This is a genomic window from Rhodococcus globerulus NBRC 14531, assembly GCF_001894805.1.
Lineage (GTDB): Bacteria > Actinomycetota > Actinomycetes > Mycobacteriales > Mycobacteriaceae > Rhodococcus_F > Rhodococcus_F globerula.
Genome location: NZ_BCWX01000004.1, coordinates 94,910 through 113,067, shown reverse-complemented (window position 1 = coordinate 113,067; position 18,158 = coordinate 94,910). Strand labels below are relative to the sequence as shown.

18 protein-coding genes are annotated in these 18,158 nt (G+C 60.5%); 13 read left to right on the top strand and 5 right to left on the bottom strand.

The annotated features are described in order from the left end of the window. Positions 1-11 precede the first annotated feature (11 nt). The 8 genes from RG2_RS21025 to RG2_RS20990 all read left to right on the top strand — a co-directional run bounded on the left by RG2_RS21025 (position 12) and on the right by RG2_RS20990 (position 8,610). Positions 12-1,109 carry an acyl-CoA dehydrogenase family protein gene (locus RG2_RS21025; protein WP_033233357.1) on the top strand — a complete coding sequence of 366 codons (1,098 nt, stop codon included), beginning with the start codon at positions 12-14 and terminating at the stop codon, positions 1,107-1,109. A 283-nt stretch (positions 1,110-1,392) separates the two neighbouring features. After that, a complete protein-coding gene (locus RG2_RS21020) occupies positions 1,393-1,974 on the top strand; it encodes a TRAP transporter small permease (protein ID WP_080711692.1) in 582 nt (193 codons plus the stop codon). Beyond that, positions 1,974-3,494, top strand: a complete 1,521-nt coding sequence (locus RG2_RS21015) for a TRAP transporter large permease (protein WP_033233355.1) — start codon at positions 1,974-1,976, stop codon at positions 3,492-3,494. The genes RG2_RS21020 and RG2_RS21015 overlap by 1 nt, the downstream gene beginning before the upstream one ends. A 92-nt stretch (positions 3,495-3,586) precedes the next feature. Further along, a complete protein-coding gene (locus tag RG2_RS21010; RefSeq protein ID WP_033233353.1) occupies positions 3,587-4,372 on the top strand; it encodes an SDR family NAD(P)-dependent oxidoreductase in 786 nt (261 codons plus the stop codon). 281 nt (positions 4,373-4,653) lie between these two features. Beyond that, positions 4,654-5,931, top strand: coding sequence for a TRAP transporter substrate-binding protein DctP (gene dctP, locus RG2_RS21005; RefSeq protein WP_051730397.1), 1,278 nt, complete (start codon positions 4,654-4,656; stop codon positions 5,929-5,931). Between the two features lie 75 nt (positions 5,932-6,006). Next, complete coding sequence (locus tag RG2_RS21000) at positions 6,007-6,894, top strand: DUF6282 family protein (RefSeq protein WP_033233349.1); 888 nt, start codon at positions 6,007-6,009, stop codon at positions 6,892-6,894. Between the two features lie 104 nt (positions 6,895-6,998). Further along, positions 6,999-7,829: a mycofactocin-coupled SDR family oxidoreductase gene (locus RG2_RS20995; protein ID WP_033233346.1), complete on the top strand. Its 831-nt coding sequence runs from the start codon at positions 6,999-7,001 to the stop codon at positions 7,827-7,829. Positions 7,830-7,839: 10 nt separating this feature from the next. Next, a complete protein-coding gene (locus tag RG2_RS20990; RefSeq protein WP_033233344.1) occupies positions 7,840-8,610 on the top strand; it encodes an SDR family NAD(P)-dependent oxidoreductase in 771 nt (256 codons plus the stop codon). A 77-nt stretch (positions 8,611-8,687) separates the two neighbouring features. Here RG2_RS20990 and RG2_RS20985 read toward each other — a convergent pair whose 3' ends face one another. Beyond that, positions 8,688-9,479 carry an SDR family NAD(P)-dependent oxidoreductase gene (locus tag RG2_RS20985; protein WP_033233342.1) on the bottom strand — a complete coding sequence of 264 codons (792 nt, stop codon included), beginning with the start codon at positions 9,477-9,479 and terminating at the stop codon, positions 8,688-8,690. A 91-nt stretch (positions 9,480-9,570) separates the two neighbouring features. On the opposite strand from RG2_RS20985, the gene RG2_RS20980 reads away from it, so the two are divergent. The 4 genes from RG2_RS20980 to RG2_RS20965 all read left to right on the top strand — a co-directional run bounded on the left by RG2_RS20980 (position 9,571) and on the right by RG2_RS20965 (position 13,664). After that, positions 9,571-10,761: an acyl-CoA dehydrogenase family protein gene (locus RG2_RS20980; RefSeq protein WP_033233340.1), complete on the top strand. Its 1,191-nt coding sequence runs from the start codon at positions 9,571-9,573 to the stop codon at positions 10,759-10,761. A 2-nt stretch (positions 10,762-10,763) separates the two neighbouring features. After that, complete coding sequence (locus RG2_RS20975; RefSeq protein WP_033233338.1) at positions 10,764-11,966, top strand: CaiB/BaiF CoA transferase family protein; 1,203 nt, start codon at positions 10,764-10,766, stop codon at positions 11,964-11,966. Between the two features lie 57 nt (positions 11,967-12,023). Next, positions 12,024-12,764, top strand: a complete 741-nt coding sequence (gene fabG, locus RG2_RS20970; RefSeq protein ID WP_033233336.1) for a 3-oxoacyl-ACP reductase FabG — start codon at positions 12,024-12,026, stop codon at positions 12,762-12,764. A 159-nt stretch (positions 12,765-12,923) separates the two neighbouring features. Next, a complete protein-coding gene (locus RG2_RS20965; RefSeq protein ID WP_230590078.1) occupies positions 12,924-13,664 on the top strand; it encodes a FadR/GntR family transcriptional regulator in 741 nt (246 codons plus the stop codon). Positions 13,665-13,767: 103 nt separating this feature from the next. On the opposite strand, the gene RG2_RS20960 is transcribed toward RG2_RS20965, so the two are convergent. Together RG2_RS20960 and RG2_RS20955 are read right to left on the bottom strand one after the other, a co-directional pair. Continuing rightward, the gene (locus RG2_RS20960; protein ID WP_033233331.1) at positions 13,768-14,556 is read right to left on the bottom strand and encodes an SDR family NAD(P)-dependent oxidoreductase; all 789 of its coding nucleotides are present in this window, start codon (positions 14,554-14,556) and stop codon (positions 13,768-13,770) included. 59 nt (positions 14,557-14,615) lie between these two features. Then, entirely contained in the window at positions 14,616-15,452 is an 837-nt protein-coding gene (locus tag RG2_RS20955; protein ID WP_033233329.1) for a glucose 1-dehydrogenase, read from the bottom strand. 133 nt (positions 15,453-15,585) lie between these two features. On the opposite strand from RG2_RS20955, the gene RG2_RS20950 reads away from it, so the two are divergent. Continuing rightward, entirely contained in the window at positions 15,586-16,083 is a 498-nt protein-coding gene (locus RG2_RS20950) for a nuclear transport factor 2 family protein (protein ID WP_207787495.1), read from the top strand. A gap of 61 nt (positions 16,084-16,144) precedes the next feature. On the opposite strand, the gene RG2_RS20945 is transcribed toward RG2_RS20950, so the two are convergent. After that, a complete protein-coding gene (locus RG2_RS20945) occupies positions 16,145-17,041 on the bottom strand; it encodes an enoyl-CoA hydratase (RefSeq protein WP_033233327.1) in 897 nt (298 codons plus the stop codon). A gap of 43 nt (positions 17,042-17,084) precedes the next feature. After that, positions 17,085-18,131, bottom strand: coding sequence for a phosphotransferase family protein (locus RG2_RS20940; protein WP_230590077.1), 1,047 nt, complete (start codon positions 18,129-18,131; stop codon positions 17,085-17,087). Positions 18,132-18,158: the final 27 nt, after the last annotated feature.

Sequence of the window (18,158 nt, the reverse complement as noted above, 5' to 3'; positions counted from 1 at the left end):
GAAGAGCAATCGTGTACTTCGCATTCGACGAGGATCAGGAAGAGTTCCGCGCTTCGCTGCGCCGACTCCTTTCCGAACGTGCACCTATGGACAAGGTCCGCGATATCGCCACCGACGGCGATTACGACGTCGAAACCTGGCAGTTGTTGGCCTCCAACATGGGTGTGCCTGGCCTGCATATCGCCGAGCAGTTCGGCGGTGGCGGCTTCAGTTTCCTTGAAACCGCGATCGTGGCACAGGAATTGGGGCGCGCTCTGACCCCGGTTCCGATGATTACGACGACCGGCGCGATCGAGGCGATCCTGCGACTGGGAAATGACGCCCAGAAACAGGAACTTCTGCCGAAGCTGTTGGACGGCAGCGTTATCGGTTCACTTGCCCTTGTCGGCGCCAAGGACACTGAAGTGGACGGGTCGCCGGTGCGTGCAACGGGAGACGAACCGAAGCTGACAGGGCGACTCGACTACGTCGCGTTCGGCCACGTCGCAGATCTCCTGGTGGTTCCGGCAGTGACCCCGGACGGTAGTGCGGTGGCGCTGTATGTGGTGGAGGCGAATTCAGCCGGTGTGACTGTGACGAAACGGGACTCGCTTGATCTCACTCGCCCGGTCGCAACCGTCGAACTGAGCGATGCCCCGGCGCAGCTGCTCGGATCGGACGTCACATCGCTCGGGCGGGTGGTCGGTATCGTGCGCACGCTCCTCGCCAACGAAGCGCTCGGTGCTGCGGAAGCAGCGCTGAACATGGCAGTCGAGTATGCAAAGCAGCGCGTCCAGTTCAATCGCGTCATCGGCTCGTTCCAGGCGATCAAGCACAAATGTGCGGACATGGCGATCTCGGTTGACGCGGCTCAGGCCACGGTCATGTACGCGTCGATGTGTGCTGAGCACGGCAGTGACGAGTTCGTCCAGGCGGCGATCATGGCAAAGGGACAGGCCTCCGAGTGCCTGACATTGTGTGCGAGTACGAATATCCAGGTTCATGGTGGTATCGGCTTTACCTGGGAAGCGGATCCGCACCTGTTCTTCCGGCGAGCCAAGGCAGTCGAACCGATCTTCGGCAACAGCAATCATCATCGTGCCGAATTGGCCGACTTGGTTGGAATCTGATCTGACACAGTATTTTTCGTGTTCGTCTAGCGGCTGTTGGACCCCGGTGGGGTGAACGGCCGCTAGACGTGTCGACGGCGTTTTCGACACTGAGTGGGCTTCTTGGCCTTCAGTTTTCGAGTTGATCCCAAATGATGATTACCTTTTATGAAAATGATCCGCATAGTTCTTGACTCTGAGGCAATCTAGGCGAATGATTACTCTTTGGTCGTGACTCGAATCACGAAGAGCTTATAAGTTGGCCGGTGTCGTCACCGCCGACAGGCAGTTTGGAGTATGGATCATGAGCGCATCGAGCGCGGGGCGTGAAAGTCGCCTTCTCTTGCTGATCGAGGTGCCAGCCGTCATTGCCACGTTCGTGATGATGGTGCACATCGCCGCCAATGCGTTGTTGCGTTCGCTCGGTGGCAACCCGATCAATCACACACTGGAGTTGACCCAGTACTGGTACGTCCCGATTATCGCGTTGCTCGGGTTCGTGGCAGCGCAGGCTCGCAACGAACACATCGTCGCAGACTTGATCTTCGACAAGTTGCCGGAAGTGACGCGGCGATGGGTTCTGGGATTCGGTTACGTCGTCACGGCTGTGGTGATGGCCGGATTTGCTTGGTACGGATGGGAAGAAGCGCTGCACTCGGCCAAGATCGGCGACACCGCAGGTGTCAGCACCTTGATCTCGTGGCCTGTCGCATTCCTGGTTCCGTTGGTCTTTGCCAGTCTCACAGTGCAATTCGGATACGTTGCCTACCGAGCGGTCATGCATCCGAACACAGTTGAGGAATTGATTGCGGCAAAGGTCGCGGACGACGAGCGATTGCGCGAAGCGAAGCCGCCCCACACCCCTGATTCCGAGGTAGAAGCGTAATGAGCACTGTTTCCGAGGTCGAGAACGTGAAGACGCCATCCGGGGAGTCGGGTCGTACGCCGGAATCGTTTGTCGGGCCGAACAAGAAACTCGCCTACCGGTCGTGGATCACGTTCAGTCTGTTCGTCGCCGCCACAATCATTTCGAGCGTCGCAATCTTCTTGCCACTCAAGACGGAAGCGATCGGCATTGCAGCCATCGTCTGCATGGTGATGCTGATCTTCTTGCGTCTGCCCGTTGCCGTCGCCATGATCGTGCCGTCCATGGCAGCCATGTATTCGATGCGCGGTCCGAAAGTGGTCGAGACGATCTTTGCCACGGTGCCCTATGACGAGGTCGCCAGCTGGACACTGAGCGTGCTGCCGATGTTCATCCTGATGGGCCTGTTCCTGTGGAAGTCGGGGTTGACGGAAAGTCTTTACGGGGCCGGACGTCAGTGGCTCGGTTGGCTTCCCGGCGGACTCGCTGCGGGAACCAACCTCGCCGGCGCCGGGTTGGGTGCAGTCAGCGGATCCACCACCGGCACGGTGTATGCACTGGCACGCATCGGCGTTCCGGAGATGTTGAAGGCCGGGTACAGCAAGCACTTGGCGGTCGGCGCGGTTCTAGTTGCCAGCCTGCCCGGACAGTTGATCCCCCCGAGCATTCTCATGGTTCTGTACGCGGGCATCGCCGAGGTGCCGGTTGGCAAGCAACTGATGGCAGGCATCGGACCGGGTCTACTGGTGATGGTCATGTTCACGATCATGATCGTGGTCTTTGCCAAGTTCGGTAAGGGCGTCGATCCCAGTGCTGCTGATCCTTCGTCGATCGTCAAGACAAGTTGGCGTGGACGCTTCGACAGTTTGGTGAAGATCTGGCCAGTGCCGCTGATCGTCGTCATCATTACGTACGGCATGTTCTCCGGTCTCTTCACTGCGACGGAAGCGGGTGCCGTTGCGGCACTTGCATCACTTGTTGTCTTGCTGATCTGGAAGCGCAAGGGCGGGGCCTGGGCCGCGGTGTCGGAGGCTTCCCTCGGCGCAGTGGCTACCGTTGGCGCGATCTTCATGCTGCTGGTGGGTGTTGCCATCCTCTCGCGCATGATGACCTTGACCGGCATCAGCAACGGATTTGCCGACCTCGTCGCCGATATGAACCTCGGCCGGGTGCAGTTCCTTCTGATGATGATGGTGGTGTACCTCTTCCTCGGCGCCTTCATGGACTCTTTGGCAATGATGGTTTTGACCGTGCCGATCCTGATTCCGACGTTGGCTGCCCTGGATATCTCCATGCTCTGGTACGGCGCGTTTGTCGTCTTCATGTGCGAACTGGCCGTTATCAGCCCGCCAGTGGGAATCCTGTCGATGATCGTTCACTCACTGGTCAAGGACCCCAAGGTCAACCTCGGCACGCCGATTTCCCTCAAAGACGTGTTCGTTGCCGCCGGTTGGTTCCTGCCCATGGCAGTGATCGTGATCCTGATCTTGATCTTCTTCCCGGAGATCGCGACCTTCCTTCCTGATCGTGGTGCAGGTTAAAACGCTGTCGTGGTGGTGAATTCGACGGATGTAGTCAGGCGACGCCCCAGGCGGGGTGGAGTCGAGAAGATTGACGAATGGGAGTTTTTTCAATGACGACGACGGTGCGCAGGCTCGACGGTGAGATTGCATTTGTAACGGGTGGAGGCTCAGGGATCGGGGCCGCCTCGGCGCTACGCCTCGCTGCGGAAGGAGCGCGAGTCGCCGTGATCGACGTCCATCAGGATGCGGCCGAGCGTACGGTTGCCGACATCGTTTCCCGGGGTGGCACTGCCATGGCTTTCGGGGCCGACGTGCGCGACAGTGATGCCTTGAAGTCGATCGCGGATCAGGTGGTTGGGAAGTTCGGTGCCATCAGCATCGTCTTCACCGCTGCCGGTGTCAGCGGTGCTCGCGTCGACAGTCACGAATATCCGATCGCGGAGTGGCAGAACGTCCTCGACATCAATCTCAACGGCACGTTCTTTGCGATTACGGCGTGCCTGCCGTCGATGGTGCAGGCCGGCCGTGGATCGATCGTCACGTGCGGATCGACGTCGTCCTTTGTGGCCACTCAGGGTGGTTTGGCGCCTTATCGTGCGTCGAAGGGCGGCGTGAAGATGCTGACGCAAACGCTGGCTGTGGAGTACGCGCCCAGGGGGATTCGCGTGAACAGTGTGTGCCCGGGCGCGGTCAAGACCAATCTGACGGCGAATACCGCGGCGCTCGTGCCCACCTCAGGTCAGGTGAAGAACCCGTCGAAGCCGCTGTCCGTACCGCTCGGACGCTACGGAGAGCCGGAGGAGATTGCCTCGGTAGTGGCCTTCCTGGCTTCCTCGGATGCTTCGTACGTGACGGGTCAGGCAATTCTGGTCGACGGCGGAGTCACGGCCGAATAGAGACAGCGCACCAACGTAATTCGCTGCGGAGACGGGTGTCGGGTCCTTCATGGATTCGGCACCCTTCGCCGTGCCGTGAGCCGATCAGCCAGACTCGGTAAGGAGAATAATTATTCGCATGAATTCTTGACTTCCTGGCAATCTAGACGCATGATTGTCATGTAAGTGAGGCGCATCACGTCACGCCTTGCTGTCCGTGTGCGCCTGCGGCCACGCTGTAGTTGTAAAGAACCTCGGTAGTACAGGTCCGTTTCGGACCGCGAAGAAGGAGCCCTGTGAGGATGTTCTCTGACAAGCCGAAGGCGCTGTTGCGTTTTGGTGCGCTGGCAGCTGCGGGGGCTATTGCTCTCACCGGTTGTGCTGAGACCGGCGGTGGCAATTCCGGGAATGGCCAAGGCCTGGCATACGGGGCCTCCAAGGAGGAGTACCAGGCTGCTTTTGCGGACATCGATCGGATCACTCTCCACACCCAGTCACCCGGTGCCGCGGGTTCAACCGCCGGTGCTTTCCTGGAGAACTATCTGAAGTCGGTCGAGGAATGGTCCGGCGGCAAGATCGAGTTCGACATCGCGTACTCGGATGCCATTGCGAAGGCCGCTCAGATCGACGACGCAGTGCGGGACGGACGTCTCGACATCGGTCAGGTTGTTGCCATCTACGAGCCCAAGGAATACCCCGCTACGGCAGCGCTGCTCGACACAAGTGTCTTGTCGGATCAGTCGGTCGTGACCGGTGCCTTGCAGTCCAACGCATGGGCACCTGAACTTGCCTTCAAGACGCCGGAGATCGTGGCGGAATTCGCAGACAGGGACATGAAACTGATGTTTCCGGCCTACAACGCCGGTGTGAATGCCTTGTTCTGCACGGAGGCGCGAACTACGTCTTCCGAAATCAAGGGTGCCAACATCTCCGTTGGTAATACGGCCGGGACGCAACAGGTGAAAGCGATCGGCGGCAACGCCACTTCGGTGGCATACACCGAACTGTACGAAGCACTTCAGCGTGGCGTGGTCGACTGCAGTATGTCGAGCCCCGCCGTGGGAATTCTGGGTGGATTCATCGAGGCCGCACATGAAGTCGTCATCGACCCAGATGCAGGCTTGGCCGTACCGACCGGAAACATGGTCATCAACCAGGAAGTCTGGAACAAACTGCCGTTGGTGGCGCGGCAGTTGCTCTGGGATCGTATGAAGACCTTCATCTCGGGCAGCATCGAAGACAAGATCTGGCCGATCACTGTTGAGGCAGTCGACGCAATTCGGGCTGCAGGCGGATCCGTGCAGGCATTCGACCCGGAGCTTCGCGCGAAGTTGCAGGAAACCAACAAGTCTATCGTGAATGATCTGGCGAAGAACTCCACCTTCGAGGACGGTGCACAGTTCGCAGCGAATGCCGAGGAACTGGCTGCCAAGTGGTCCAAGATCGTTGCCGATCTCGGGTACACCAACGAGTCCGACTACAACGGATTTGCCGACTGGTACGCGCCGGGCAAGATCGACATCGGGCCGTTTGTCGACAGGCTCTTCGAAGAGGTCTTCCTCCCGAATCGTCCGTCCTGATCGATCGTCTGGCATTGATATGAGGCCGCGGCTTGTGTACAGGAGTCGACGCGCTAGAGAGCGGAGTAACAGCATATGACGCAACGTGATTCGGGGCAGTCTCCCATTCATCTCGAGGACGCGATCGACATGCATTGCCATTTCGGTCCGGAGCCCCTCGTGGAAAAGCTCGCCAAGGTGCCGCACAGTGTGGATCCGATCGAGGCTGCTGCTGAAGCGGAAACCCTGGGTATGAAGGCAATCGTGTTGAAAGCCCACGAATTTCCTTCGACGACGGCCGCTCACCTCGCCAACAAGGCGGTTCCCGGGGTCCGCACGATTGCCGGTATCTGCTGCGATCATCCCGTTGGTGGCCTGAATTCACACGCTGTCGAAGTGGCACTGCGTAACGGCGCTCAGGTGGTGTGGCTTCCCACGATATCGGCGCAGCAGGATGCACCCGTCACGGTGGAGAAATTCTTTGGTGTCACCGAAGGGTTGCGCGTGGTGGACAACGACGGCCAGATACTTCCCGAGGTTCGAACCATCATGGACCTTGTGATCGAACATGGTGGAGTCCTTGCTACCGGACACATCTCGAAGGCGGAGCATTTTGCCGTCGCGCGTGAGTTCGGTACGCGTGGAAACCTGTTGGTCACGCACGCCATGCACGAGACCACCGGACCGCGATTGAGTGTTCCGGAGACACTGGAGTTGGCCGAACTCGGCGCATTCATCGAGTTGACCGCCCACACCTGCATGGGTGCCCCGTCTTCCTTCGGCAACGTGATCGACGCGATCAAGTTGATCGGGCCGGACCGGGCGGTTGTTTCCACCGATTACGGCTGGAGTTGCAATGTTCCGAAGCCTGGCGCAGGGCTGCAGAGTTATATCAATGCGCTCTGGGATGAAGGTGTGTCGGAAGACGACCTGCGTACCATGGCGTGCGACAACCCGGCTCGGTTGTTGAATCTCGCCGGCTAGAAGATCGTGTGAAAGGTCATGGCCGGTAGGGTGATCCGATTTTCCTCGCGCATCACCGACCGTCCTGGAAAATTTTCGATCAATAGAGAAGAAAAGGATCAGTAATGGGTCGAGTATCAGGCAAAGTTGCATTCATCACCGGAGCGGCACGCGGACAGGGGCGTTCGCACGCGCTTCGCCTCGCTGCTGAAGGTGCCGACATCGTCGCGACTGACGCATGTGAAGACATCGATTCGCTCGAATACGCGATGGCAACCGAAGACGATCTGCGTGAAACCGAGCGACTGGTCAAGGAACTCGGCCGTCGAATCCTCATCCGCAAGGTCGATGTCCGGGACCAGGACGGCATGAACGCGGTTGCGAACGACGCGGTCGAAGCATTCGGCGGTATCGATATCGTCAGCGCCAACGCCGGCGTCTGCGGTTGCATTCCGACACTCGACCTGTCCACGGACGAGTGGCAGGACATGATCGACATCAACCTGACCGGTGTCTGGCGTACCGTCAAGGCAACTGCGCCGCACATGATCAAGGCAGGCAAGGGTGGTTCGATCGTCCTGACCTCCTCAGCTGTGACGTTCAAGGGTTCGGCAAATGTCGCGCACTACAACGCATCCAAGAGTGGTGTCGAGGGTTTGATGAAGACCCTGGCCAACGAATTCGGGCCGCACAAGATCCGGGTCAACACCGTCCATCCCGGCAACGTGGGAACAGCGATGTTGTTCAGTGACTCCACTCTGCGAGTATTCAACCCGGACAAGGAAAACCCGACCATCGAGGACCTGCGCGAGCGGGCTCGGGGCCGCAACCCTCTCGACACCGCATGGGTCGAGCCCGAAGACATCAGCCATGCCGTCCTGTTCCTGGCCTCTGACGAATCTCGATTTGTCACCGGCGTATCCCTGCCCGTCGACTGTGGCCTCCGGGTCAGTTAAGAGATCTCTGATGCAGAAGTTTACGAAGGACCGTCATCTGGGGCGACGCATCGTTGTCAGTGGCGGCGTCGGTGGCATCGGTGCCGCGGCGATTGCGCGCTTGGTGGAAGAGGGCGCAGCAATCGGCATCCTCGACACCGATGAAGCTGGGGCACAGGCGCTTGCGACCAAGATTACTGCCGCCGGTGGCGTTGCGATCGGCGTGCTCTGCGACGTGGGCGACGAAGCATCGGTCTCCGCAGCCACGGAGCAGGTTGCGCAGCATCTCGGCGGTATCGACGGTGCTGTGACGTGTGCCGGCATTGCACGCTCGTCACTTGCCGGCGAAATGGCGTTCGACGACTGGGATTCGGTTATCCGGGTCAACCTCACCGGTTCGTTCCTGGTACTGAAGTTTGCTCTTCCGCACATAGAGCGCGCCGGTGGTGGCAGCATCGTCACCATCGGGTCGGTGGCGTCGTTGATCTCGGCGAACAAGAACACCCCGAGCTACGACGCATCCAAGAGTGGCGTCGTAGGACTGACACGTTCCGTCGCTATCGGTTACGCAGACAAGGGAATTCGAGCGAATTGCCTGTGCCCCGGCGTCGTCGATACCGAGTTGGCCCGCAAGGCCCGCGAGACCAACGGAGTGACCAGCACCGCGCTGGCGCAAACGCCGCTGGCTCGCCGTGCCGAAACGGGCGAGATGGCGTCGGTCATTTCCTTCCTGCTCTCGGATGAGGCGTCGTACATCACCGGTTCCACGCTGGCCGCTGACGGCGGACTCACCGCGCAGTAATCTGTCATACGCAAAAGAGGCGGTGCCCCAAGGGTTCCGCCTCTTTTGTCGACCTTCGCCTCTTTCGTCGACTGTTCTCAGATTGCGCTGCGACCGCCGTCGACGGCGTAGATTGCGCCGGTGACCCAGTTCGCCTCGTCGCTTGCGAGGAACAGCGCAAGATTTGCGACGTCGTCCGGAACTCCGAGTCGTTGCAGCGGAAAACGTTTCGCCACTTCGGCATCCTTGATGGAGTGGTTGTTGTCGGCGGGAGCGTCGCCGCGCTCTTCCCGTGAGCGGTAGACCAGGGGAGTGGGGATGGTCCCCGGGCAAATTGCGTTCACGCGTACACCATTCGGCCCATACGTGGCTGCCATCTGCTTGGTCATCGCGATGACGCCGCCCTTGGCTGCGGTGTACGGGAAGATGCCGTTGATCCCTACCAGTCCGCCCATGCTGGCTTGGTTGATGATGACACCTTCGCCGCGTTCGATCATGTGTGGCAGAGCGTATTTCGCCGAGAGCCACACGCCTTTGAGGTTGATGTCGATGACTTTGTCCCACAGATCCTCGGTGATGTCTGCGGCGTTACCCGTACCGGCAATGCCGGCATTGGCGAACAGGATGTCGATCCGGCCGAGTTGATCGATTGTGTCCGCGATCATCTTCTCGGAATCGGCAGCGGAGGACACGTCGGCCGCGAGAGCGATTGCCCGTGTTCCCTGGTCGGCGATTTCGCGAGCAACTTCTTGTGCTGCAGACAGATTCAGGTCGACACACGCAACTTCTGCGCCCTCCTGTGCGAAGCGCAGCGCGGTGGCTCGGCCGAGCCCCGAGCCTGCCCCGGTGATCAAGGCAGTCTTTCCGGCCAAACGTCCAGTGGTACTCATCGACGGTTCCTTTCAGGCGTGTTATAGATTGATGATAATCAATCTATACAATCCGTTGACACGTGCGGGCACTGTGAGGAGTATTGCGAGTATGACATCAGGTACTGCAGTCAGTCCGGAAGATTTCGTAGACATCCTGGGACAGACACGTGAGTTCATCCGCAAGGGCGTTGTTCCGCGTGAGCAGGAGATCGCGGACACCGACAGTATTCCCGAGGACATCCGCAAAAATGCTGCTGCGATGGGCCTTTTCGGATATGCCATACCTCAGGAATGGGGTGGACTGGGACTGGATCTGACGCAGGACGTCGAACTGGCAATGGAATTCGGCTACACCTCGCTGTCCCTGCGATCCATGTTCGGCACCAACAACGGCATCGCAGGCCAGGTGCTGGTCAATTTCGGCACGGACGAGCAGAAGCAACAGTGGCTCGAGGGCATTGCCTCCGGAGATGTCGTGGCCTCCTTTGCGCTCACAGAACCCGGAGCGGGTTCCAATCCGGCAGGTCTCCGAACCAAAGCGGTACGTGAGGGTGAGGATTGGGTCATTTCGGGTGAGAAACGATTCATCACGAACGCGCCACTCGCCGACCTGTTCGTCGTGTTCGCCCGCACGCGTCCGGCGGACGAGAACGGCACCGGTATTGCGGTGTTCCTGGTTCCAGCCGACACCGAGGGTGTGCAGGTCGCCCCGAAGGACCGCAAGATGGGTCAGGAAGGCGCCTGGACGGCGGACGTCCACTTCACCGACGTGCGAGTCCCGAACTCTGCTCTGGTAGGCGGCTCCGAGGATGTGGGCTACCGCGCGGCGATGACCTCGCTCGCCCGCGGTCGCGTGCACATTGCTGCGCTGTCTGTCGGTTCCGCGCAGCGTGCCCTCGACGAAGCGGTGGCCTATGCCGCGACGGCAATGCAGGGTGGCACCGCGATCGGTGACTTCCAATTGGTGCAGGCAATGATTGCCGACATCGCTACGGGTGTGATGGCCGGTCGTGCGATGGTTCGCGAGGTGGCCGCTCGCTACGTCTCCGGCGAAGACCGTCGGATCGGACCGTCGGCCGTGAAGCTCTTCTGCACCGAAATGGTCGGAAAGGCAGCTGATCTCGCTGTGCAGATCCATGGTGGCACCGGGTACATGCGCGAAGTGCCCGTGGAACGTATTTACCGCGATGTGCGACTGCTGCGCCTGTACGAGGGCACCAGCGAGGTCCAGCGACTCATCATCGGCGGGGGTCTGGTCAACCAGGCCAAGAAGGCCGCAGCCGGCGGGACGGGGCGCTGATCATGTCGGATTCCGCAGCTTCCGCAGGTTTGCCGCTCGACGGAATCACCGTCGTAAGCCTCGAGCAGGCCGTCGCGGCTCCGATCGCCAGTCGTCACCTCGCCGATCTGGGCGCGCGTGTGATCAAGGTCGAACGGATCGGGGAAGGTGACTTCGCGCGCAACTACGACGCCGCTGTGCATGGCCTGGCCTCGCATTTCGTATGGCTGAACCGCAACAAGGAATCGATCTGTGTCGACCTCAAATCAGAGCAGGGGCGCGCGGCGATTATCGATCTGATCGCGACGGCAGACGTCTTCATCCAGAACTTCGCACCCGGCGCCGCGGAACGTCTCGGACTCGGTGCGCAAGCGCTGCGCAGCAATCATCCGGAACTGATTGTCGTGAACATGACCGGCTACGGTACGGCGGGCCCGCTCAAGGATCGCAAGGCCTACGACATGCTCGTGCAGGCGGAGACCGGATTGTGTTCGATTACCGGAACACCTGAAACTGCAACCAAGACAGGTGTTCCCGCATCCGACATTGCGGCAGGACTGTACGCGTTGACGTCCGTTCAGGCCGCACTGTTCCGCCGCGAGCGCACTGGCGCGGGTGCCACGATCGACGTCGCGATGTTCGACGCGACAGTCGAGTGGCTGGGGCATCCGATGTACATGCAGATGTATCAGGACACGCAGATCAAACGAATGGGTCTGAGTCACGCCTCGATCGCGCCGTACGACGCGTATCCGACGCTCGACGGGCAGATCCTGATCGGCGTGCAGAACGATCGAGGGTGGAGGCAATTGGTCACCGAGGTGTTCGGTCGGCCCGATCTCGCCGACCACCCGCGGTTCGCCACGAATATCCTTCGGGTCCAGCACCGCGGTGAAGTTGATGCGCTGGTGGCCGAGCTGACCCGGGAGTTCAAGACAGCGGACTTGGATGACAAGTTGGCGCAGGCAGGCGTTCCCGCGGCGCAGCTCAACGACATGAAAGCGCTTCTGGCGCACCCGCAGCTCGAGGCCCGGGATCGATGGCGAGAGGTTGGCACCGAGGCCGGTCCCATTCGCGGAGTGCTTCCTCCGATGACCTTCGAAGACGTGGAGATGCGGATGGATGCCGTGCCGGCTCTCGGCCAGCAGACGGACGCCATTCTCGGCTCGTTGGGACGCTCTGCCGAGCAGATCGAGTCGATGCGCACGTCGGGCATCGTGCAATAGCTACAGGACCCATCGTGATCGATTGCCCGAAAAACATTACAGACGAATGGAGTTGGCATGGGATTGTTGAGCGGAAAGGTCGCCGTGGTTACCGGTGGCGCGCAGGGGATCGGACTCGAGATTGCCCGCACCTTTGTCGCCGAGGGAGCCAAGGTTGTCATCGGGGACATCAACAGTGAAGTCGGAGCAGGAGCGGTGGCAGAACTCGGCGGCGAGACTGTCGCACGGTTCGCGTCCTGCGACGTACGAGACAGTGCGCAGGTCGAATCGATGATCGATCTGGCCGAATCGGCCTTCGGCCCACTTGACGTGCTCGTGAACAATGCCGGCATGACCCGCGACGCGACGATGCGGAAGATGACCGAGCAGGATTTCGACGACGTGATTGCCGTGCATCTCAAGGGAGCGTGGAACGGCACCCGGGCTGCGGCTGCACGTATGCGTGAGCGTGAGAGCGGCGCAATCATCAACATCTCGTCGATATCCGGAAAAGTGGGTTTGCTCGGTCAGACGAACTACTCCGCGGCCAAAGCCGGGATTGTCGGTCTGACAAAAGCGGCGGCAAAGGAAGTGGCGTTCAAGAACGTTCGTGTCAACGCCGTGCAGCCAGGCTTGGTCCGGACCGCCATGACCGAGGCAATGCCCGAGCGGATCTGGCAGCAGAAGTTGGATGAGATCCCGATGGCCCGCGCCGCGGAACCGAACGAAGTTGCGTCGGTGGTGCTGTTCTTGGCGAGCGACATGTCCAGCTACATGACGGGGGCCGTGCTCGAAGTGACCGGCGGACGCCATATGTGAATTCACTGGGTAGCGCAAGTCGAACGTGCTGATTTCCGACGTTGATCATCAATTACCTGGATTGCATTGTGATGCGGCCACCGGATGAGGTAAACATAGTCAGGAATTGCCATTCTCGAACTCCTGCTCGGGAAATCATGGCTGGTGGAGGTGTGTGGAGTGGTACGGGCAACGTTGCGTCCGCAGAAGACTGCGATGCTTGTCGCACAGCGGATCGTTGAAGATATCAACCGGCGCGGTAACAAGGTCGGTGATCGGCTGCCGCCTGAGCGAGTGATGCTCGAGGAGTACGAGGTAGGGCGAGGCACACTCCGGGAATCGTTGAGATTCCTGGAGTTACAAGGCGTGCTTGCGCTCAAACCGGGGCCTGGTGGTGGCCCGATCGTTCAGCAGCCGGACAGTACTGCCCTCGCGACGGCGATCACGCTCCTGCTTCAATTCGAAAGCGCCCCGTTCCGGACTGTGGTCGAGGCCCGAACCGCGCTCGAGCCGATGATGGCCAAGCTTGCGGCAGAACGGATCAGCGAAGAACAATTGGCAGAGCTCAAACACTGTGTCGAACATCAGCGCGCAAATCTCGACGACGAGCAGATCTTCGTGGAGATGAGCCGGGTGTTCCACGACACAATTGCCCAAGGCTCGGGAAACGTTCTCTTTGCCTACCTCATTCATGCTTTGCTCGACATGCTCGACGGAACGGTCATGGGCATGGAGTACCCGATGCGTAGCCGAGTCGCGACCTGCGACATTCACGAGAAGATCTATCTCGCGGTTGCAGACGGCGACCCCGCTGCGGCGTTGACGGCTATGGAAGAGCACATTGCCGGTATCTGGCGTTACGAGCTCAAGCATTACCCGGAGTTGCTCGATACTCCGATCGCATGGGGTGGAACCGACTGATGCGCTAACACGCAAAGTTTTTCGTACGTCGATATCTACGCACCGAGTGCCGGTTCGCCTGTGATGGGCGAACCGGCACTCGGCTTCGGTTGCTGTCTCGAGCTCAGTTGCGTAAACCGCGCCATGCTGTGGTTCCACCGTCGACGGGAAGGATGACCCCGGTGAGGAAGGATGCCGCGTCGGAAGCCAAGAAGGCCACGACCTTTGCGACCTCGTCGGATGTGCCGAAGCGGGGAATCAAGTGTGCCCCGGTCATCCGTTGCAGTTGAGCGTCGTAGTCTGGCGCTGACGCGAGGAACGCATCGCTCATCGGGGTAGCGATGGAACCAGGGCAGAAGGCATTGCATCGAATCTCGGGTGACAAGGCGATTGCGGTGGTACGAGTCAACTGAATGACAGCGGCCTTGCTCGACGGGTATGCGGTCGACACGTATCCGACCATGCCTGCGACCGATGCGGCATTGATCACCGAGGGGCCGCGACCGGATGTGCGCAGGTGAGGTGCTGCGAACTTGGTTGCCAGCCAGATGGACTTGACGTTGATGGAAAACACCTTGTCCCACACGTCTTCCGGGAGATCCTCGAAGCTGGTGTCTGTCGTGAAGGCACCTTCCATGACGCCCGCGTTGTTGATCAAGGTGTCGAGACCGCCGCCACCGGCAACGGCCTGCTCGATCATCGCCCGGATCTCGTCGGAATTCGCGAGGTCCACAGCAATAGCTTGTGCGCCGATGCCGAGTTTTCGGATCTCGGCTGCAGCTTCCTGTGCCCCCTCGACATTGCGGTCGGCGACACTGACATATTCGGCGCCCTGCCGCGCTGCCTCCAGGGCGATCTCGCGGCCCATACCCTGTGCGGCCCCGGTGACCAGAATGCGCTTTCCGTCCAACATGGTTTTTCTCCTTCAGATTGCGTAGAGCGAGGATGCTGCAAGATTCGTGACAGGTGAAGCTAGGTTCTGCGGCCGGCTTCGAACACGGTGACGGACTGGTCGTATTTGCCAGTGGCAAAGGGGGATTGGCCGATCGCGCCCGTCATTCCAGCGTCCACCGGCAGCGTGACGCCGGTGACGAATGCCGCGGCGTCGCTGGCCAGATACAACACGGCTGCTGCAACGTCGGCGGGGAGTAACGGCCGACTCATCAGAGCAGTGTCGTTCATCGTCTCGAGTGCCTGATCGAGGTGATCGGGTCCGCCGGCCACGAGGCTGGCCGTCATCGGTGAGACGACGGCACCCGGCACGACGGTATTGACCCGGATATTGAACGGCCGGAGCTCCGCGGCTACAGAATTGGAAATCCCGATGACAGCGGCCTTGGTGGCGCTGTACACGTGCGGTCCGACCCCGCCCAGCATTCCGGCCGGACTCGAGGTGGAGATGATGACCCCACACCGTCGCGGCTTCATGACGCGCGCCGCGTGCTTCATGCCGGAAATGACACTTCGGAGATTGATCGCGATCGTCCGGTCGGCGTCGTCGATGCATGTGCTGTCGATCGGGCCGAGAGTTCCCATCACGCCGGCATTGTTGAACATGATGTCGAGCTGACCGAACCGCGATACAGCGGCATCTACAGCGGCAGCGACGTCGGACTCCGCGGAGACGTCCGCTTCGAGAAAGATTGCCTTGTTGCCGAGTTCGGCGGCCAGTAGTTGTCCAGGCGCTACCTGGATGTCGGCTATGACCACCGACGCACCCTCCGCATGCAGCTCGCGCACCGCGGCCTCGCCGATACCGCTCGCACCTCCGGTGACCACTGCTACTCGGCCGATAAAGCGGTCGCCCATCGTGTTCCTCTCGCCGCCGTGGCCGTCGCGCGTGTGATCGAGAAATTGCGTCGTAGTCGATGCGTCGACAGACCAGGATTTATTTGATAACTATTAACATAATCTAGGGCGCGGGTGCCACGCCGGACAAACCATGAGATTGGATGACGTGATGACGGAAAACGACATGGTGGCCCGGTTGAACGATGTGGAGGCTCGGCTGCGCCGACTCGAAGACTGCGCTGCGGCAACAGGATTGATGCACCGATATGCGGCTGCATTGGACAATCCGGTGCCGGAACTCGTCGCCGGCCTGTTCACTGCGGATGGCGTCCTGCGTACCGGTCACGGAGAACACAAGGGGCGCGGTGCGATTGCCGATTTCTATCGCAGCGTGCCCATGTTCGATCCCACGGAGAAGCGGCACTTCATCGCGCTACCGAAGGTGGCCTGGATCGGCGACGGCGTGGTCGAGATCGAGGCGTACTTCACGTACATCGGAAGAGGCGATGATGCGTCCACGCTTGGATGGGGGCTCTATCGCGACACGATTGTGGTGGACGCGGGAGCGGCGCTGTTCGGATCGAAGGAGATCGACGTACATTTCGGCGGCGATCTGAACCAGGGGTGGCCGCGCCGACCCGCACGGTAACCGGTGCGACGCTGCGCCCGCTTCCGGTGGTTTCCGCACGGGCGCAGCACTTCTACGCGTCTTACGGAACGCGGGGGTCCGCTCGGCGGGTCGGCGGGGCGTTTTTCCAGTCCGGAAGCCCGAGCTCGGGCGTTCCGATCGGGGAGGCGCCGCCGGAGAGTACGGTCCACTGTGCGTGGTTGAGCTGGTGAATGGTGAAGCAGGCATCGAGGGCAGTCGAGAAGCCCATCGCGTCGACCGATTGATTGACGGATTCCTTGACCAGTAGTGCGGCCATCGTGGGTACCTTGGCGATGCGGCGAGCGAATTCTTCTGTACGCTCGGAAATTACGTCGGCACTGAAGATCTTGGTGACCATACCGAGGGCCAGTGCATCCTCCGCATTGATCGAATCGCCGGTCAGTAGAAGCTCTTTTGCCTTGCGCGGACCGAATTCCCAGGGGTGGCCGAAGTATTCGACCCCGCACATGCCCAATCGAGTTGCCACGACATCGGCGAACTCGGTGCCTTCCGCAGCGACGATGAAGTCGCAGGACCACGCAAGCATCAGGGCAGCCGAGAACACGTTGCCGTGAACCTGTGCAATGGTGATCTTGCGGAGGTTGCGCCAGCGGCGGGTGTTCTCGTAGTAGTAGTGCCATTCCTGGTGCAGTCGCGGCTCCAGGCCTTCCTTGGTGGCACCGTTGCACTGAAAGCTGAAGTGCTGGTCCGGCCCCGGATTGCGTTCGGCATTGGCTTCCGAGGATCCGAGATCGTGACCGGAGGAAAATGCCGGGCCTTCGCCGCTGAGAATGACCACCCGGACGGTGTCGTCGGCTTCGGCGCGCGAGAAAGCCTCACCGAGTTCGACCAGCAGGCCACGGTTTTGGGCATTTCGCGTGCGCGGGCGGTCGAGGGAGATCCGTGCAATGGTTCCGTCGTCGATCGTCTTGTACGTGATGAACTTGTAGTCGCTCATGTGAGGTCCTTTCGGGTGTGCTCGGGAATGTCGGGTCAGGCGCTCAGCGGACGGTGTGCGACAAGACGATGCTCAAACCCTGCTCGATCAGAGATTCTGCGGTCCGGTGCAGTCGCTCGCCCACGTCCGCGGCGGCCTTGCCCGCGCAGGAGCGGGCGTACGTGCCTTCGAGGAGAATGCCCAGGCGGTAGCAGGCCAACGCTTGGTACCAGTCGACATTGCTCAGGTCGCGAGCGCTTCCCTGCGAATATTGCGCGATCAGTTCGTCGCGTGTGGGTAGTCCGGGGAGGGACTTGGCCAGCCCGACCGTACGACGTTCGGTTTCGTTGGGCCACGTTGCAAGGAGGTGTCCGAGGTCGAGGAGAGGGTCGCCGATCGTCGCCAGTTCCCAGTCGATGATCGCTGCGACTTTCGGGGCGTCGAGTCGGAACATGACGTTGCCGAAATGGAAGTCACCGTGGATAAGTCCGGGTTGCCAGTCGGTCGGGACGTTGCTTTGGAGCCAGGCGCCGAGCTTGTCGATGTCGGGCAAAGCAGCAGATCCCGGCCATCCTTCGAGTTCGGCATACGAATCGAGCTGCTTGCGCCACTTGGGCACCTGGCGTTCGAGCCATCCGTCGGCGCGGCCGAGGGACGACACACCCGCCGTATCGGGATCAACTCGACCCAGTGCGGCCAGGGCATCGATCATCGACAAGCCCAGGGCGTGTTGATGATCAAGCGAATTCACGAGATCGTCCGGCACCTCTGAAGTAGCCGTGAAGCCGGTAACAGCCTCCATGATGAAGAACTGGCACTCGAGAACATCGTGGTCGTCGCACGATGCGATCAGACGCGGATGCGGGACGTCGCTGTTTGCCAGCCCGGCCAACACGACTGCTTCACGTCGCATTGTCTCGTCGCTGTTCTTGCGCTTGTGCAATGGTGGTCGACGGAATACGAGATCCTGCCCGCCGCGAGAGAATCGAATGAGGATGTTCTGCGTGCCGCCGGCAAGTTCGACAACGTCGGTCACTGGACCTGTCCCGATACCGTTCTCGTCCATCCAGGTAGTCAGACGGTCCATGTCCACCACGCTCGGGTTGTCCACCCAGCTCACCTCTGTTCGGTCATCGAA

Bases quoted from the DNA above. Each gene is read 5' to 3' on its own strand.
- RG2_RS21000 (WP_033233349.1), top strand. From the start codon at position 6,007: ATGACGCAACGTGATTCGGGGCAGTCTCCCATTCATCTCGAGGACGCG.
- RG2_RS20955 (WP_033233329.1), bottom strand. From the start codon at position 15,452: ATGGGCGACCGCTTTATCGGCCGAGTAGCAGTGGTCACCGGAGGTGCG.
- RG2_RS20985 (WP_033233342.1), bottom strand. From the start codon at position 9,479: ATGAGTACCACTGGACGTTTGGCCGGAAAGACTGCCTTGATCACCGGG.
- RG2_RS20980 (WP_033233340.1), top strand. From the start codon at position 9,571: ATGACATCAGGTACTGCAGTCAGTCCGGAAGATTTCGTAGACATCCTG.
- RG2_RS21015 (WP_033233355.1), top strand. From the start codon at position 1,974: ATGAGCACTGTTTCCGAGGTCGAGAACGTGAAGACGCCATCCGGGGAG.
- RG2_RS20990 (WP_033233344.1), top strand. From the start codon at position 7,840: ATGCAGAAGTTTACGAAGGACCGTCATCTGGGGCGACGCATCGTTGTC.
- fabG (WP_033233336.1), top strand. From the start codon at position 12,024: ATGGGATTGTTGAGCGGAAAGGTCGCCGTGGTTACCGGTGGCGCGCAG.
- RG2_RS20975 (WP_033233338.1), top strand. From the start codon at position 10,764: ATGTCGGATTCCGCAGCTTCCGCAGGTTTGCCGCTCGACGGAATCACC.
- RG2_RS21020 (WP_080711692.1), top strand. From the start codon at position 1,393: ATGAGCGCATCGAGCGCGGGGCGTGAAAGTCGCCTTCTCTTGCTGATC.
- RG2_RS21010 (WP_033233353.1), top strand. From the start codon at position 3,587: ATGACGACGACGGTGCGCAGGCTCGACGGTGAGATTGCATTTGTAACG.
- dctP (WP_051730397.1), top strand. From the start codon at position 4,654: ATGTTCTCTGACAAGCCGAAGGCGCTGTTGCGTTTTGGTGCGCTGGCA.
- RG2_RS20995 (WP_033233346.1), top strand. From the start codon at position 6,999: ATGGGTCGAGTATCAGGCAAAGTTGCATTCATCACCGGAGCGGCACGC.
- RG2_RS20945 (WP_033233327.1), bottom strand. From the start codon at position 17,041: ATGAGCGACTACAAGTTCATCACGTACAAGACGATCGACGACGGAACC.
- RG2_RS20950 (WP_207787495.1), top strand. From the start codon at position 15,586: ATGAGATTGGATGACGTGATGACGGAAAACGACATGGTGGCCCGGTTG.
- RG2_RS20960 (WP_033233331.1), bottom strand. From the start codon at position 14,556: ATGTTGGACGGAAAGCGCATTCTGGTCACCGGGGCCGCACAGGGTATG.